Genomic DNA, 15903 nt, shown 5'->3' with positions numbered 1-15903 from the left:
GCCATCCGCGCCCGATCGCGCTCCCCGCGCCGCCCCTTTAGGAGCGGTCGGCTGAGCTTTTACGAAGGTTTCGTGACAGTCGGATGACACCATCAAGCGATTGAAATCGCTTGCATTTTTGTCTTATACTAAAGTCTTGGCCGAGGGAAAACAGGCAGTGAAAGTGGCGCCCTGTTTGGGCACGCTTTCGATCACAAGGCGACCGCGGTGGCGGTTAAGAATATGTTTCACCAGCGATAATCCGAGCCCGGTTCCGCCCTGCGAGCGGCTGTCGCCGACATCCACCCGATAGAAGCGCTCGGTCAGGCGCGGCAGGTGCTCGGGTGCGATGCCGGGACCGAAATCGCGCACCGTGGCTCGGATCTCCTGAGTTCCATCAGTCGTTGGCGTCGTGGTGAGCGACACGATGACGCGTCCTCCGGAAGCGCCGTATTTGAGCGCGTTCTCGATCAGGTTCTCGAACAGCCGCAGCAGTTCTTCGCGATCGCCGGCGATCATCACCGGGTCATCAGGCAGATGGGTCTCGACCTCGACCTGGCGCTCGCGCGCCAGCGGCTCGAGCCCATCGGCGACCTGACGAATGATCGGCAGCAGGTCGACCAGGGTATCCGGCCGCACATGGGCCGACAGCTCCACCCGCGACAGCGACAAGAGATCGTCGATCAGGCGCGCCATGCGCGTGGCCTGATTGTGCATGATGCCGAGGAAGCGCTCGCGCGCCTTGGGGTCGTCCTTGGCCTGGCCCTGCAGCGTGTCAATGAAGCCGGACAGCGCGGCGAGCGGCGTGCGCAGCTCGTGGCTGGCATTGGCGACGAAATCGGCGCGCATCTCCTCGACCCGGCGCAGCGGCGTCTGGTCGTGGAAGGTCATCAGCATGCATTTATCGGCGCCGCCGAAATTGGTCGGCACCGGCACCGGGGTGATGATCAGCTCCATCCAGCGATCCACCGGCACATGGTCGAGGTAGGTCGCACGCCGCGGCTCGGTTGTCGCAATGGACTCGCGCAGCGCGGTGATGATTTCAGGCGAGCGAAGCGCGAATTGGGCGAGCTCGTTCTTGCGCAGTGCCGGCGCAAGCTGGGCCGCGGCGGCGTTGAGGTGGATGACGCGACCGGCGCGGTCGAGCAGCACGGCGGGATCGGGCATGCCGGCGACGACAGCGGCCACCGCGGCGGTCTCAACAGGATTGACGCGCCTGACGTCTTCGCGCGAGGCGACGGTATCATGCAGCCGCCACGGGATCAGCGCCGCAGCCGCGATGCAGAGGAAGATGATCGCGGCGTGCAGCGCCGACAATTCGCCGAGCGAAACTACGGTCGACAGCGCCAGCGCAGCGGCAATCAGGATAATTGTCGAGTGCCGCAGCCGGTCGGACCAGGGCTGAGCGGGGGGAGAAGATGGGGCGTCGATCGCCATCGGGGCGGACTTCTCCTAGGGAGTCTAGATTCGAGACCTGCGCCGGTCAGGCGCCGCCGTCGCTGCGCTTTCTGACATAAGCGGCTTCCCGTGGTGGGCCGGGGTCGAGCTTGAGGGCCGCCTGCTGCAGGCGCTTCGATCGAGCGCCGATGATAACCTCGCGAAACGTCAGCAAGATTACAGAGATGACGAAAGGGGAGAGATAATAGAGCACCCGGAACAGCAGCATGCCGCCGAGCAGCTCCTCCCGGTCCATCTGCCAGAGGCCGACCAGCATGGCGGCATCGAACACGCCAAGCCCTCCGGGCGAGTGGCTGGCGAAGCCGAGCAGGGTCGCCGAGACGAAGATGACGGCAACCACGACGAAGCCGAGATTGGGCTCGTCCGGAACCAGCACATACATCGCGAGCGCGCAGAAGCCGAGGTCGATGATGCCGATCGTGATCTGGAGCAGCGTCAGCGGGCCACCCGGCAGCACGACAGTCCAGGGGCCGCGTCCAACCACCCGCGGCTGGGTCCAGACCCAGACCACGTATCCCACCAGCGCGGCGATGATCATCATCGCGATGGTCCGGTTGAGCCAGGGCGGCAGCAGGTCGATCGAGGCGGCGGCCTCGGGATGATAGGAGATGCCGAGGCCGAGCACGGCGGCATTGCCGAGCCAGAAGGTGAGGCCGGCGAGGAAGCAGATCTTTGCGACGTCGATCGCGTTGAGGCCATAGGCCGAATAGATGCGATAGCGCACCGCGCCGCCGGTGAAGACGGATGCGCCGACATTGTGGCCAATGGAATAGCTGGTGAAGGCGGCGAGCGCGTTGATGCGGTAGGGCACTTCGGAATGGCCGATCGCACGCACCGCGAAGAGGTCGTAGAAGGTCAGGGTGAAATAGCCCGCAGCGACGAACAGGCCTGCCATCGCAATCTGGCTCGGCTCGGTGCTCTTGATGGCTTCGATCACCTCGTTGACGTCGATGCCGCGCAGCATGTGGTAGAGCACATAGCAAGCGATGCCGATGACCGCGACGCTGATCACAACTCCAAGCTTATGCAGGATTTGCTTCTGGCGCAGAAACGTCATCGCCCTGCGTATGGCTTCCAGCATCTAGACCTCGAACAACGCTTCAGCGGCCGGGGTGGCCAGCGAACGGGCGGATGACGCACAGGCGCTCGACGGTCCCTCGCCGCCGGCTCCGGCATCGCGCATGCCCCCCGCCCCTCCACTAGCGCGTTTTGCGGCGGAGTGGAATTCGCCAATGTGAACAAAATCACGTGCCTTCAATGTTTTAGGCAGGCTGCAGGCTCCTGATGCACGGTTTGGCGCTTTCGGCGGCAAGACTCGGCGCGAATCTCCATGGCGATCCTGCGCAGACGCCATGAAGTTTTGATGATTTCGGCCCGACAATGTTCCGTCACGCCTTAAGCAGAAATCAATCTATGAATGGGGCCGGCCTGTTGAAAGAGGGGCAGTGCGCCGCTGGGTGCGGCGCAGCGAGCCCAGGACGCAGGACCACCTAAGGCGCGGTCAGATAGCCGCGCTGATACGCGCTGGCCTGGTCGTCGAAAATCGCCATGGCCGTCGTCATCCGGCGGAATCCGAGGCGTTCGTAGAAGCCTTCCTTGCCCGGTACCGAATAGAGGATGATCTTGCGATGTCCACGGCATCGCGCCAGCAGCCGCGCGACGAGCTCGCGGCCGAGACCTTGCCCCTGATAGTCCGGGTGCACTGCGACATCACACAGATGAGCGCAATCGCGGCCATCGGCCAGCGCACGTCCGGCGCCGACAAGGCGGCCTTCGTCATGGGCGAAGGCGAGAAACATGCTGTTACCGAACACGAGCGCGAGATCGGCGGGCGCCTTGTTGCCGAGCGGGGCAACCCGGTAAAGCGCGGAGAGCTCATCCCAGCTGATGCCGGCGGGATCGTCGGTCCAGACAATTGACATCGGCCACGTCTCCCCGCTTCAGCGCCGCGCCGCGATGACTGCAGCGACGATTTCGTCACTGCCCGGGAAGTGGCCCTTGCTGCGGCTTGCGACAATCCGCTCGCCAAGCTTGACCTGAAAGACGCCTCCCTTGCCTGGCACGAGATCCGGTTCCAAAGCCAGTTGCCGGCGCAGCGCCGCGGCCGCTTCTCTTGCATGCTTTTCGTAGCCGCATGGACGGCAATAGATAATGGTCACGTCAGACATTTCGCGCTCCTTCACGCTGCAAGCTGCGGGCGCATTGCTTCGATGCCGGCGATCCAGCCCGCGACGGAGCGGCCGATCGCCTCGGGGTGATCCTCCTGAAGGAAGTGCAGGCCGGGGCCGAGATGCACGTGAGCGCAATGCTTCAGCGAGGCTGCGAACGCCTCCGCATAGGCGGGCGAGACGATGGCGCCGGGCGCACCTGAGAACAGCAGCTTGGGATAGGACGATGCGGCGAGCGCCGCATGCGCCGACTGAAGTGTCGCGTAGACATCGGCGGGGTCGCCCGCGATCGGCAGCTCGCGCGGAAGTGCGAGAACGGGTCGGCGGCTCTCCGGGGTCGGGAAGGGCGCGCGGTACGGCGCCATCTCCTCGTCGCTGAGCTTTCGCACGATGCCGCCGGGCAGCACGCGCTCGATGAAGGCATTGGCCTCCAGGATCATGGCCTCGCCCTCGCCCGGCGTCCTGAACTTGCGGAAGGCCGCCCGCGCAGCCTCTGCGTGGTCCTGCTCTTCGGCGACCTCGGTATGATGGAAATCCTGCCAGCTCGGCATCGGGCGAATGAACTCCATGAAGGCGAGGCCGCGCACGAGGTCCGGCCGGCGCGCAGCAAGGTGAAGAGCGAGCGCCGTGCCCCAATCCTGCGCGACGAGATAGGCGGACGTTATACCTCGCTGTTCGATGAAGGCATCGAGATAGCGGGCGAGGTCGAAGAAGCGATAGGCGATGTCCGGCTTGTCGGATTGGCCGAAGCCGATGTTGTCGGGCGCGATGCAATGCGCGACCGGCGCCACCAGCGGCAGAATGTTGCGCCAGATGTGCGACGATGTCGGATTGCCGTGCAGGAAGAGCGCGACGGGCGCGTCCTCCGCGCCGGTCTCGCGATAGGCCATGCTGCTTCCGAGGACGGACGCTTTGCGAATCTGAATCTCGATCTGCTTGGTCATGTCAGCTCCTTGAACACGGTTTGGAATGCGATGGTCTTGAAACGCTCGAGCGCCTGGGGGTTGCGATCGACCTTCATGCGCAGGATCGCGCCCTGCCAGGACGCAAGCAGGAAATCGGCAAGCTCCTCGGGCGGGAAATCGGAGGCGATCTCGCCGCAGGTCTGGGCATCCCTGATGCAGGCGGCGAACGGCACGCGCCATTCGGCAAAGATCTGCGCCAGACGCGCGCGCAGCAGCTCGCTGCTGCCGGTCGCTTCCAGGCTGAGATCGCCGATCAGGCAGCCACGACCGTAGCCGTCGGCCTCGAGACGGCCAGTGATGATGTCGAGATAGCGCTTCAGCCGCGCGCGCGGCGTCAGCGAGGTGTCCTCGAGCGCCTCCGCGACCAGCCCCCTGGTGACAGCGAAATAGCGGTCGAGCACCTCGGAGGCGAACGCCTCCTTGGAGCGGAAATGGTTGGTGAAGGACCCCTGCGGAGCGCCCGCTGCAGCGGTGACGTCGCGCACGCTGGTACCGTGATAGCCGGTCCGGAACATGACCTTCAGGCCGGCGTCGAGGATGGCGTCTTTGAGCGATGGCTTTGGCATAGGGAATATAATACGTACGTACGTATTGATGTCAAGCGAAGACATATTATCTCGACAATCCCGTTTGAGATCAATTGATTATAGAATTTTTGGTGCCACAGGCTGGCTGCGCGAGACCACCCAATAACGCAGCCAAGCGCCGATGGTGCAGCCGACGAGGTAGCACGCGAACAAGACCAGCCCGAGATCGAGCCAGTAGCCGAAACGGCCTGGGACGACATGCGCAAAGGAGGCCGCAACCAGGCCCGCAACCAACGCCGCGAGCCAGCGCGCCGTGACTTTCGAGGTGCCGTTGCCGCGCTGGACCACCGAGATCCAGCCCATGCAGAAGCCCAGCAGAGCCGAGCCGATCAGCCAGCCCATATGGAACGAGACGAGATAGGGCATCGTCACCTCACCAGAAATTCGATGCGGCGGTTTTGCGCCTTGCCGTCGTCGGTGTCGTTGCCGGCGACAGGCTGCGTGCTGCCGTAACCGACGGCGGTGAAGCGATCGGCCGGCAGGCCGGCCTTGACCAGATAAGCGATCACCGCCTGCGCGCGCTTTTCGGACAGCGCCTGGTTGAAGGAATCCTCGCCGTCGGCATCGGTATGACCCGCGACCTCGATATTGGTGGTCGGGCAACGCAACGCCGTCTCGATCAGATGATCGAGAATGCCGGCGGAGTCAGGATCGATGTCGGCGCGCTTGGGCTCGAAGCGGATCTTGCCCTTGGCCAGCAGTTCGGAAAACAATTGCTGGCAGACGGTGCCGTCGACAGGCCCCGCCGCGGGCTTCACGGTGATTTCGGGCTTGTATTGCCAGGTCTTCGGAAAGTCCTTGCCGAGACCGGCGCGAATGTCGTTGGCGGCGCCTTCGTACAACGCATCTCCTGACAGCTTGACCTCGCGATCGGATACCACGAGCGTGCCGGTCGACAGCCGCGACAGCGCGCCGAGCGCTGCGACCACGGCAGTATTGAAAGAGCTGGGCGCGCCGATGCTGGCCTTGAGATTGTCGACCACCTTCTCCGCGAAGAACTTTCGCGAGGCGCTGGTTGCGATCGCTGCGTGCACGGTGTTGTCGGGCACGTAGCCGGTCAGCGTCACGGTGGCGGCAACCGGATCCTTGTAGGCCTGGAAGATATAAGGGGGCGCCTTAATCTCGTTGGCGGCGATCGAGAAGCCTTCGGGGAGATTCTTCAGCGCCGCGGCGATCGCCTCGCGGCCGCCGAGATCGCGCGCCATGCCCGATAGGGTGACCTTGGTGTCCGAGATCGTGATCTTGCCGTCCTTGAGCTTGCCGATCTGGTCGAGCAGCAGCATCGCGGCCGCCTCGAAGCGCGGCGGTGCGCCGCGGGCCAGGCCCATCTGATCGGCGACCTCGGTCCCGTTGACCTCTTTGCGCGCGGCCTCTGTGAGTCGCGCCTTCATCGACGGCAACGGGGCGGAGCCCGACAGCGTCACCCGCACCACGTCACGCTCGGCGTTCCAGACGAAGGGTTTTGCTTCGGGAACAAGGCGGGTCTGGTCGTCGACCAGCCGCACGCCCGGCACCATCTCGACCGTGGTCACGGCATCGCGGCGCCCCTCCTCGGAAAAGGCATCCGCGGCCAGGCTTACGTCACGGCCGTCGACTGCGATCCGGGTCTTGTCCAGGACGGTGTCCTTGAGTGCGGCCGAGCTACGGGCCGACAGGTCGGCCTCCACAGGCAAGGTGTTATTCCAGGCCGCAAATCCCCACATGACGGCCAGGGGAATCAGCCCCGGCCACCATTTGCTGGCCCACCTGAAAAGCATCTGCATTCGACGACCCGAACTCTGGAACCGGAGACAAAACAAACCCTTGGCAGGCTGTCAAACCGGAAATGGGGCCGTTTAGGGGACTGCGCGTGAAACAATTGGAATAACTTTTTCTTCAAGGGTCGTTCCTTAAATTGACGGCGAAATGCCCAGGGGGCCGGCCGGCCGGTATGAAACAACTCCGTAACAACGTCATTCGCGCCGGGCTGGGTGCACTTTACTTCAGCGGGGCGCATCATCTGCTGCGTCCGCTGCTGTCGGGCGTCGGCGCGATTTTCATGCTGCACCATGTGCGGCCGGCCCGAGAGGGCGCGTTTCAGCCGAACCGGCATCTCGAGGTCACCCCCGATTTCCTGCGGGCAACCCTGTGCCATCTGCGTTCGCGCGAGATCGACATCGTCAGCATGGACGAGCTGCACGAGCGGCTGGTTCAGGGCCGGTTCGATCGCCGCTTCGCGGCGTTCACCCTCGACGACGGTTATCGCGACAACCGGGACCATGCATTGCCGGTGCTGCGCGAATTCGACGCGCCGGCGACCATCTATGTCGCCAGCGACTTCGCCGAGGGCACTGGACGGTTGTGGTGGGTCGCTCTGGAAGCGGTCGTCGCCAAGGCCGGGCAGGTCGACGTCAAGATCGGCCATTCCGCGCTTCGGCTCGATGCATCGACGCCGGCCGCAAAGCAGGCGACATTCGATCACCTGCACGATTGGCTGCGCGCGTTGCCGGGCGAGCATGATCTGAAGCGCGAGATCGAGGCGCTGTGCGCCGCCCATGGCATCGACATGGAAGCCGTGTGCCGCAGCCTCTGCCTGTCCTGGGACGAGGTGAAACGGCTCGCGACCGATCCGCTGATCACGATCGGCGCTCACAGCGTCAGCCATTGCAATCTCGCCAAGCAAAGCGAGGAGATCGCCGCGCAGGAGATGGCCGTGAGCCGGGCGCGGATCGCGCAGGCGCTGGACCGCGACGTGCTCCATCTCGCCTACCCCTATGGCGACCGCGAGGCCGCGGGGGCGCGCGAATTCGCACTGGCCGCATCCGCCGGCTTCAAGACCGCAGTGACGACACGACCCGGCATGCTGTTCGCCGAGAACGCGGGGCACATGACCGCGCTGCCGCGCGTTTCGCTCAACGGAAATTATCAGGACGCACGCATTCTGCCGGTGCTGACCTCTGGCGCCGCGACCGCGATGTGGAACGGCTTCCGCCGGATCGCGGCGGCTTGATGATCGTCCCGGCGCGGGCCGGAACGACGCCGAGTTGACTCCCCTCCCCGCGGCGCTCAAAACGTCGTCAACCAAGGGAGGCACCATGTCCAACGATCTGTTCTCGCTCAAAGGCCGCATCGCACTCGTGACCGGCGGCTCGCGCGGCATCGGCAAGATGATCGCGGCCGGATTTCTCGGTGCCGGCGCCGCGAAGGTCTACATCACCGCGCGCAAGGCCGGTCCCTGCGAAGCCACCGCGAAAGAGCTCTCGGCGCAATATGACGGCGAATGCATCGCGCTGCCGATCGACATCTCGACCGTCGAAGGCTGCAACAAGCTGGCTTCCGAGATCATCAAGCTGGAGCCGAAGCTCGACATCCTCGTCAACAATGCCGGCGCAGCCTGGGGCGCTGAGTTCGACGAATTCCCCGAAAGCGGCTGGGACAAGGTGATGGACCTCAACGTCAAATCGCTGTTCTTCCTGACCAAGGCGCTGGCAAAGCCGCTGCGCGCCGCGGCCTCGCACGAGCGGCCCGCCAAGGTCATCAACATCGCCTCGGTCGACGGCATCTTCGTCAATCCCGGCGAGACCTACTCCTATGCCGCGAGCAAGGCCGCGGTGATTCATCTGACGCGGCGCATGGCAACGAAGCTGATCAAGGACAACATCAACGTCACCGCGATCGCACCGGGTGCGTTCAAGTCAGACATGAACCGCGCCGCGCGCGATCATTCGGATGAGGTCGCAAAACGCATTCCGGCGCGGCGCATCGGCACCGACGAGGATATGGCGGGCGTGGCGATCTATCTCGCCTCGCGCGCGGGCGATTACGTCGTCGGCAACACCATCGCGGTCGACGGCGGTGTTGTGTATGCGAATGCCGGATTGGAGATCGCGGGGTAAAGGGGCTCGGCGCGGCCCACCCGCTCCACGCACGCTTTCATGCCCCGCGAAGGCGGGGCATCCAGTACGCCGCGGTCCATCGGCTCGATCACTGCGGCCTCTGGAATACTGGATCACCCGCTTTCGCGGGTGATGACACCATTTGTGCTGCGAGGACGTCGACCCTAACGCTTACGACTCGATCTTCACGTATTCGAAATCGCCCGGCTTGTTGTCGATGCCGACCTTCGGGGGCGAGATCCACGAGGCGAACTTGCCGCTTTCGGTGACCGGCTGCATCAGCGAGGTGATGAAGTCGCCGTCGCTCTTCGAGGGCAGCCACTCGTCCTTGCGCTTGGCCCAGGTGGCATTGTCGATCAGGATGCCGTCGGGCGTGGCGTGCACGTCCTTGAACTCGCCGATGTGGCGGTGGAAGGCGACATTGGGCAGGGTCAGCTTGAAGTCATAGCCCGCGGTCGAAATCACCTTGTTCCAGCGCAGCAGGCCCTTGACGCAATCCTGGCTGTAATCGTCGCGCAGGCGCATGTTGAGCGCGGTCAGCGCCGGCTCGTCGACCAGCTTGATCTCGCCATTGATCAGCTTGAGCACCGGATAGGTGGAATTCTTGAGCTGATGATCGTCCTCGATCTGGGTCTCGTGGTAGCGGCCCTTGATGCCGGCGTTGAAGGCATTCGCCGCGTTGGTCGAGACTTCCGAGCCGAACAGGTCGAGCGACAGCGTGTAGTGCAGGTTCAGCTTCTTCTGGATGGTCGGGAGATCGATGACGCCAAGCGCGCGGACCTTCGCGATGTCGGTGGGATCGGTGATGCCTGCGGCTTTCATCGCCTCGCAGGTGCGCTGCACGACGCGGGTGATGCCGGTCTCGCCGACGAACATGTGGTGCGCTTCTTCGGTCAGCATGAAACGGCAGGTGCGCGACAGGGGATCGAAGCCCGACTGCGCCAGTGAGTGCAGCTGCATCTTGCCGTCGCGGTCGGTGAAGTAAGTGAACATGAAGAAGGACAGCCAGTCCGGCGTCGCCTCGTTGAAGGCGCCCAGCATGCGCGGCGCATCGGCATCGCCCGAGCGACGGCGCAACAACTCGTCGGCCTCTTCGCGGCCGTCGCGGCCAAAGTATTTCTGCAGCAGATAGACCATCGCCCAGAGGTGACGGCCTTCCTCCACGTTGACCTGGAACAAATTGCGCATGTCGTAGAGCGAGGGCGCGGTCTTGCCGAGATGGCGCTGTTGCTCGACCGAGGCGGGTTCGGTGTCGCCCTGGATCACGATCAGGCGGCGCAGCATGGCGCGATGCTCGCCGGGGACTTCCTGCCAGGCCGGCTCGCCATAATGCTCGCCGAACGGCACGACGCGATTTTCTTCCTGCGGCGCCAGCAGAATGCCCCAGCGATATTCGGGCATGCGGACGTAATCGAACTTGGCCCAGCCGCGCGGATCGACGGAGTAAGCGGTACGCAAATAGACCAGCGATTCCTGGAAGCCTTCCGGCCCCATGTCGCTCCACCAATCCATATAGCCGGGATGCCAGCCTTCCAGTGCCTTGAGCACCTGGCGGTCTTCGGCGAGATTCACATTGTTCGGAATCTTGGTCGAGTAGTCGACGTTCATGATGTTCATGTTCATGGCCGTGCTCTCCTTAAACCCGCGTCATATCGAATTTCGGCTTCTGGCCGCTGCCGTAGCGGCGCAGCGCGCCTTCTTCGCCGACCGCGTTGGGGCGCTGGAAGATCCAGTTCTGCCAGGCGGTCAGGCGCGCGAAGATTTTTGATTCCATGGTTTCAGGACCGACGAAACGCAGGCTCGCTTCCATGCCGGTGAGACTGTCGGGCGAAAAGCTGGCGCGTTCCTCCAGGAACACGCGGACCTCGTCGTCCCAGTCGATATCGTCGAGCGCGAAGGTGACGAGGCCGAGCTCTTCGGCCTCCTCCGCGTCCAGGCTCGTCCCGATCGTGGCTTCCGCACGCTCTACGTCCGATGGATCGGCCTGGAAGCGCGACTGCAGCCGCGTCAGGCCGTGGCTCATCGGGTAGGGGCCAAAGTTCATCGCCGACAATTCGATCGATGGCGGCGGCTGATTGTCGCCCTGACGCGTGCCGATCAGCATGTAGGAGCGGTCGGCGGCGAAAACGAGCTCGGCGAGCGTGCCGGCAAAGCACGAACCCGGCTCGACCAGCGTCACCAGCGTGCGCGAGGTGACATCGATGCGCTTGAGCACGCGCTTCCAGTAATGTCTGATCTCGTTGACCAGCCAATGCGCCTTGTTGGCTTCGAGGAAGGCGTCGGATGCGAGCACATGGGCGCGGTCACCATGGCTCTTGAACACCAGCATGGCGATCTCGAGCTCGTTGATGCGCAGGTGCAGGATGGCGTCGTCGAGCTCGCGCGCCACTTGCAGCGGCCAGAACGAGGCACCCTGCGCCATCATGCCGTCGATGTCGGAGGGCGGCGCGACCTCTGGCGCCTTGATCGAGATGGTCGCGATACGTGCGGCGCGATCGATGTCGACGTTGACGAAGCCATAGCGGATGCTGTTTTCGTCGATCACGCGCTTGAGCGGGGTCAGCGCGACGCCCTTGCCGCTGCCCTGGCGCTTCGAAGCGCCCGCGAACTCCTTGGCACGCTCGGCGATCTTCGCCTCGAGCTTCGAATTCGGCGCGATCTCGTCGACGAGGCGCCATTGCACGGCACGCTTGCCCTTGACGCCCTCCTCGATGGTGCAGAAGAAATCGGCGTGGTCGCGGCGCACCTTGCGCTTGTCGACGACGCGGGTGAGACCGCCGGTGCCGGGCAGCACCGCGAGCAGCGGCACCTCCGGCAGCGCGACGGCAGAGGCGCCGTCGTCGGCGAGGATGATGTGGTCGGTCGCAAGCGCCAGCTCATAGCCTCCGCCGGCGGCGGAGCCGTTTACCACAGTGATGAAGCGCTGGCCGGAATTCTCAGACGAGTCCTCCATGCCGTTGCGGGTCTCGTTGGTGAACTTGCAGAAGTTCACCTTGTGGGCGTGCGTGGAGCCCGCCAGCATGCGGATATTGGCACCGGCGCAGAACACGCGGTTCTTGGCCGAGCGTATCACCACGACCTTCACCTCGGGATACTCGAAGCGGAGCCGCTGAAGCGCGTCGGCGAGTTCGATGTCGACGCCGAGATCGTAGGAATTGAGCTTGAGCAGATAGCCTTCGAACAGGCCGCCATTCTCGTCGACGTCCATGGTCAGCGTCGCGACGCTACCTTCGACCGCCAGCTTCCAGTGCTTGTAGCGGGACGGTTCGGTCTGGAAATCGATGAATGTCGCGCCGCCTGCGAGACGACGATCTTCCCCGGCCATGGGCCACCCTTGAGCTTGATTATGCGGTCTGGAGCGTTAGATGCACAATAATGCATCTTCTTAAGTAAGTCTAGTCCCGAATTTGGGACTTATATGCACTTTGCTTCATCCATCCGATGAGCCTCATGCCGCCTGCAGGCCGGGATCGTCCCGCAAGGCGGCCTTCGCAAACTGCGCGATAGCTTCGAGCGTCGGCCCAGCCGCCTCGCGATGCGGCGAATGGGCTGCACCCGCAATGATCTTCAGATCGACCGGGCAGTAGCATTCCTCCTGCGCGATCTCGGCCTGGCGCAGCGTACCGTACTGGTCGTCCACGCCTTGCAGAACCATCACGGGCACGCGGATGTAGGCGAGAAAGTCCGAGATATCCCAGTCGCGGAATTTCGGATCGAGCCAGGCGCCGTTCCAGCCATAGAACGCGTTGTCGACATCCTTGTGCCAGCGCGCCAGTTTTGTCCTGAGGTCCGTGGTCTCATAGGTCGTCTTGATCGCGGCGATGGATTTCACCGAGATGTCTTCGACGATGAAATGCGGCGCGATCAGCGCGATGCCTCGCAAGCGATGATCCTGATGTGAGCCGGCATAGATCGCTGCGATCGAGGCGCCGTCGGAATGGCCGAGCAGCAGGCCGCGCTTGAAGGGAATCGCGTCGAGCACCTTTGGCAGCACCTCCAGCGCCTCACGCTGCATGTAATCGAGCGGACGCGGCAACGCGACAGCGCTCGACCGGCCGTAGCCGGCGCGCGAATAGGCGAAGATGCCGGCGCCGGTGGCCTGTTGAAGCTTCTCGGGGAAGTCGCCCCACAAGCCGACTGAGCCGAGGCCTTCGTGCAGCATGACGATGGTCGGCGCGTCGGCGACCTGCGGCGCGAGCCACTTGTATTCGAGATCAGCGCCATCGATGCTGAGAAAGCCGGTGGGAAGGAGATGGATCATGCTGTCACTCTGATTCAGTCGCGCCGTGAGATATGCGATTAGTTCGCAACCTCGCGCAATTTGAACCGCTGGATTTTTCCCGTCGCCGTCTTCGGCAGCGAGTCCACCACGTCGATCCAGCGCGGATATTTCCATGGGCCGATCTTCTGCTTGACGTGCTCCTTCAGCATCTCCTGCAGGTCCGTCGGCTTGGCACCTGGGCGCAGCACAACAAAGGCCTTCGGCTTCAACAGCCCTTCCGGATCGGCTTCAGGCACGACCGCGGCTTCCAGCACGGCCGGATGCGTGATCAGCGCGCTCTCGACCTCGAAGGGCGAGACCCAGATGCCTGACACCTTGAACATGTCATCGGCGCGGCCGCAGAACGTGTAGCGGCCATCGGCGTCGCGAACATATTTGTCGCCGGTGCGGGTCCACGGGCCCTCGAACGTGCGGCGGCTCTTGTGGCGCTGATTCCAGTAGCCCTCGCCTGCGGAGGGCGCATCGACCAGCAGTTCCCCGACCTCGCCGTCGGCCACGTCTTGCCCGGCTTCGTTGACGAGCCGCACCGCATAGCCCGGCACCGGCTTGCCCGATGAGCCGTATTTGATGTCGCCCGGCGCATTCGACAGGAAGATATGCAGGAGCTCGGTCGAGCCGACGCCGTCGAGAATGTCGACGCCGAAGCGCGCCTTCCAGCTGTTGCCGACCGATTCCGGCAGCGCTTCACCGGCGGAGGTGCAGATGCGCAGCGCCTTGCCGCCGCGCTCGGCCTTCATCGCCTCGTCGTTCAGCATCGCCGCGAACAATGTGGGCACGCCGTAGAAGATCGACGGGTTGTAGCGGTTCATCAGGTCGAACATGCGCGCCGGCGTCGGCCGCTCGCTGTTCAGGATCACGCTGGCGCCGACCGACATCGGGAAGGTCAGCGCATTGCCGAGGCCATAGGCGAAGAACAGTTTTGCCGCGGAGAGGCAGACGTCGCTCTCGCGGATGCCCAGCACCTGCTTGGCGTAGGTGTCGGCGGTCGCCTGCAAATTCGAATGGATGTGGCGCACGCCCTTGGGCATGCCGGTCGAGCCGGACGAATAGAGCCAGAATGCCGGCTCATCCGGATGCGTCGCGGCGGTGGTGAACTGCTCGCTCTCGCCGGCGAGCTCTTCCTTGAGCTGCTTGTGGCCGTTCTGCTTGGCGCCGGAGACCACGACATGTTCGAGATCGGGCATGCGGCCGACCACGTCCTTGATGACGGGATAGAGCGCCTCGGAGACGAACAGCACGCGGGCGCGGCAGTCGGCCAGAATGTAGGCGTATTGATCTGACGTCAGCAGCGTGTTGAGTGGCACCGGGACGATGCCGGCGCGGATCGCACCCAGGAACACGACCGGGAAGTCGACCGTATCCAGCATGATCACCGCCACGCGCTCCTCGCGGCGGACGCCGAGCCGGCGCAGCATGTTGGCGGCGCGCCGCGTCTGTTGCTGGAGCTCGCCATAGGTGAGCCGCGAGACGGTGTCATCGAAGGCGAGCTTGCCTCCCCTGCCTTCCTCGACATTGCGGTCGAGCAGCCAGGTCACCGCGTTGTAGGATCCCTCGCTCACGGTCGTCTCCCCCGAATTTAGAATTATAATTCATAGAAAGACACTGCGGCGGCTTGCTGTCAATGCCAGCAGGCACTATGTTTCATTAAAACGCGCCGCAGGACACCTGTAAAGAAGGCTCATGACCGACAGTCCCGACGCCGAATCCCAATTCCTCGAACAACTGGGCCAGCGCGTGCGCACCATGCGCGCGGTGCGCGGCATGTCGCGCAAAGTGCTCGCCAAGGTATCAGGGATTTCGGAGCGCTACATCGCTCAGCTGGAGAGCGGCAAGGGCAACGTCTCGATCGTGCTGTTGCGCCGCGTCTCCGGCGCGATGGGCGCGCATCTGGAAGATCTGCTCCCCTCGGCCGATCCGACGCCGGACTGGCAGATGTTTCGCGATCTCCTGCGCAAAGCGACGCCGGCACAGATCGCGCAAGCAAAGGACCTGCTCGCCGGCGGCAGCGCAACCGCAGCCCGGCGCGCGCCGTTCTGCGGCATCGCGCTGATCGGCCTGCGCGGCGCCGGCAAATCCACGCTCGGCAAGATCCTGGCAAAGAAGATCGGCTGGAGCTTCGTCGAGCTCAACAAGGAAGTCGAGCAGCAGAACGGGCTCTCCGTCGCCGAGATTATCGCGCTCTACGGCCAGGAAGGCTTTCGGCGCATGGAGCAGGCAGCGCTGCAACAGCTGCTTGCGCGCAACGAGCTGATGGTGCTGGCGACCGGCGGCGGCATCGTCTCGGAGCCGCTGACCTTCGACCAGATCCTGACCTCGTTCTACACGATCTGGCTCAAAGCCGAGCCGGAGGAACACATGGCCCGCGTCCGCCGCCAGGGCGATCTGCGGCCGATGGCCGACGACCGCTCCGCCATGGCCGAGCTCCGCAACATCCTGCTCAGCCGCGAACCACTCTATGCGCGCGCGACGGCGGTGGTGGATACCGCCGGGCTCAGCGTCGACGCGGCGGCGGCACGGCTGATCGATGCGGTGCGCCCGGTGCTGCAGAACGAAGCCCGCAGCTTCGGGCTGCGTAGCGTGGCGCTGTAG

The 15903-nt window shown here is 64.1% G+C and carries 15 protein-coding genes; 3 read left to right on the top strand and 12 right to left on the bottom strand.

Features of this window, described 5'->3' with window-relative positions; genetic code table 11:
- Positions 1-123: 123 nt before the first annotated feature.
- From IF809_RS04895 to IF809_RS04860, 8 genes are all read right to left on the bottom strand, one after another.
- Complete coding sequence (locus IF809_RS04895; RefSeq protein WP_462836981.1) at positions 124-1416, bottom strand: ATP-binding protein; 1293 nt, start codon at positions 1414-1416, stop codon at positions 124-126.
- 46 nt (positions 1417-1462) lie between these two features.
- Positions 1463-2518 carry a UPF0104 family protein gene (locus tag IF809_RS04890; protein ID WP_462836980.1) on the bottom strand — a complete coding sequence of 352 codons (1056 nt, stop codon included), beginning with the start codon at positions 2516-2518 and terminating at the stop codon, positions 1463-1465.
- A gap of 409 nt (positions 2519-2927) precedes the next feature.
- Positions 2928-3359, bottom strand: a complete 432-nt coding sequence (locus IF809_RS04885; RefSeq protein ID WP_462836979.1) for a GNAT family N-acetyltransferase — start codon at positions 3357-3359, stop codon at positions 2928-2930.
- Between the two features lie 18 nt (positions 3360-3377).
- Complete coding sequence (locus IF809_RS04880) at positions 3378-3605, bottom strand: SelT/SelW/SelH family protein (RefSeq protein WP_128968880.1); 228 nt, start codon at positions 3603-3605, stop codon at positions 3378-3380.
- 11 nt (positions 3606-3616) lie between these two features.
- Complete coding sequence (locus IF809_RS04875) at positions 3617-4549, bottom strand: haloalkane dehalogenase (RefSeq protein WP_462836978.1); 933 nt, start codon at positions 4547-4549, stop codon at positions 3617-3619.
- A complete protein-coding gene (locus tag IF809_RS04870) occupies positions 4546-5136 on the bottom strand; it encodes a TetR/AcrR family transcriptional regulator (protein WP_462836977.1) in 591 nt (196 codons plus the stop codon). Before IF809_RS04870 ends, IF809_RS04875 begins: the two co-directional genes overlap by 4 nt.
- 78 nt (positions 5137-5214) lie before the next feature.
- On the bottom strand, positions 5215-5523 hold the full coding sequence (locus tag IF809_RS04865; RefSeq protein ID WP_462836976.1) for a hypothetical protein: 309 nt from the start codon (positions 5521-5523) through the stop codon (positions 5215-5217).
- A gap of 2 nt (positions 5524-5525) precedes the next feature.
- Positions 5526-6920, bottom strand: coding sequence for an OmpA family protein (locus IF809_RS04860; protein WP_128968884.1), 1395 nt, complete (start codon positions 6918-6920; stop codon positions 5526-5528).
- Positions 6921-7087: 167 nt separating this feature from the next.
- Between IF809_RS04860 and IF809_RS04855 the strand changes: the two genes are divergently transcribed.
- The gene (locus IF809_RS04855) at positions 7088-8146 is read left to right on the top strand and encodes a polysaccharide deacetylase family protein (protein WP_462836975.1); all 1059 of its coding nucleotides are present in this window, start codon (positions 7088-7090) and stop codon (positions 8144-8146) included.
- Between the two features lie 85 nt (positions 8147-8231).
- Entirely contained in the window at positions 8232-9032 is an 801-nt protein-coding gene (locus IF809_RS04850) for an SDR family oxidoreductase (RefSeq protein ID WP_128968886.1), read from the top strand.
- A 171-nt stretch (positions 9033-9203) separates the two neighbouring features.
- On the opposite strand, the gene boxB is transcribed toward IF809_RS04850, so the two are convergent.
- The 4 genes from boxB to IF809_RS04830 form a co-directional block, all read right to left on the bottom strand.
- Positions 9204-10655, bottom strand: a complete 1452-nt coding sequence (boxB, locus tag IF809_RS04845; RefSeq protein WP_128968887.1) for a benzoyl-CoA 2,3-epoxidase subunit BoxB — start codon at positions 10653-10655, stop codon at positions 9204-9206.
- Positions 10656-10668: 13 nt separating this feature from the next.
- Positions 10669-12357: a 2,3-epoxybenzoyl-CoA dihydrolase gene (gene boxC, locus IF809_RS04840; protein WP_462836974.1), complete on the bottom strand. Its 1689-nt coding sequence runs from the start codon at positions 12355-12357 to the stop codon at positions 10669-10671.
- Positions 12358-12480: 123 nt separating this feature from the next.
- Complete coding sequence (locus IF809_RS04835; protein WP_462836973.1) at positions 12481-13293, bottom strand: alpha/beta fold hydrolase; 813 nt, start codon at positions 13291-13293, stop codon at positions 12481-12483.
- A gap of 38 nt (positions 13294-13331) precedes the next feature.
- Positions 13332-14873, bottom strand: a complete 1542-nt coding sequence (locus tag IF809_RS04830) for a benzoate-CoA ligase family protein (RefSeq protein WP_462836972.1) — start codon at positions 14871-14873, stop codon at positions 13332-13334.
- Positions 14874-14994: 121 nt separating this feature from the next.
- Here IF809_RS04830 and IF809_RS04825 point away from each other — a divergent pair, with 121 nt between their 5' ends.
- Entirely contained in the window at positions 14995-15903 is a 909-nt protein-coding gene (locus IF809_RS04825; RefSeq protein ID WP_128968890.1) for a helix-turn-helix transcriptional regulator, read from the top strand.

It is taken from the genome of Bradyrhizobium sp. UFLA06-24 (assembly GCF_054967145.1).
This window is presented reverse-complemented; position numbering and strand designations above follow the sequence as displayed.

Excerpts from the sequence above, each read along its gene's own strand:
- IF809_RS04895 (WP_462836981.1), bottom strand. The coding sequence starts at position 1,416 with ATGGCGATCGACGCCCCATCTTCTCCCCCCGCTCAGCCCTGGTCCGAC.
- IF809_RS04890 (WP_462836980.1), bottom strand. The coding sequence starts at position 2,518 with ATGCTGGAAGCCATACGCAGGGCGATGACGTTTCTGCGCCAGAAGCAA.
- IF809_RS04885 (WP_462836979.1), bottom strand. The coding sequence starts at position 3,359 with ATGTCAATTGTCTGGACCGACGATCCCGCCGGCATCAGCTGGGATGAG.
- IF809_RS04880 (WP_128968880.1), bottom strand. The coding sequence starts at position 3,605 with ATGTCTGACGTGACCATTATCTATTGCCGTCCATGCGGCTACGAAAAG.
- IF809_RS04875 (WP_462836978.1), bottom strand. The coding sequence starts at position 4,549 with ATGACCAAGCAGATCGAGATTCAGATTCGCAAAGCGTCCGTCCTCGGA.
- IF809_RS04870 (WP_462836977.1), bottom strand. The coding sequence starts at position 5,136 with ATGCCAAAGCCATCGCTCAAAGACGCCATCCTCGACGCCGGCCTGAAG.
- IF809_RS04865 (WP_462836976.1), bottom strand. The coding sequence starts at position 5,523 with ATGCCCTATCTCGTCTCGTTCCATATGGGCTGGCTGATCGGCTCGGCT.
- IF809_RS04860 (WP_128968884.1), bottom strand. The coding sequence starts at position 6,920 with ATGCAGATGCTTTTCAGGTGGGCCAGCAAATGGTGGCCGGGGCTGATT.
- IF809_RS04855 (WP_462836975.1), top strand. The coding sequence starts at position 7,088 with ATGAAACAACTCCGTAACAACGTCATTCGCGCCGGGCTGGGTGCACTT.
- IF809_RS04850 (WP_128968886.1), top strand. The coding sequence starts at position 8,232 with ATGTCCAACGATCTGTTCTCGCTCAAAGGCCGCATCGCACTCGTGACC.
- boxB (WP_128968887.1), bottom strand. The coding sequence starts at position 10,655 with ATGAACATGAACATCATGAACGTCGACTACTCGACCAAGATTCCGAAC.
- boxC (WP_462836974.1), bottom strand. The coding sequence starts at position 12,357 with ATGGCCGGGGAAGATCGTCGTCTCGCAGGCGGCGCGACATTCATCGAT.
- IF809_RS04835 (WP_462836973.1), bottom strand. The coding sequence starts at position 13,293 with ATGATCCATCTCCTTCCCACCGGCTTTCTCAGCATCGATGGCGCTGAT.
- IF809_RS04825 (WP_128968890.1), top strand. The coding sequence starts at position 14,995 with ATGACCGACAGTCCCGACGCCGAATCCCAATTCCTCGAACAACTGGGC.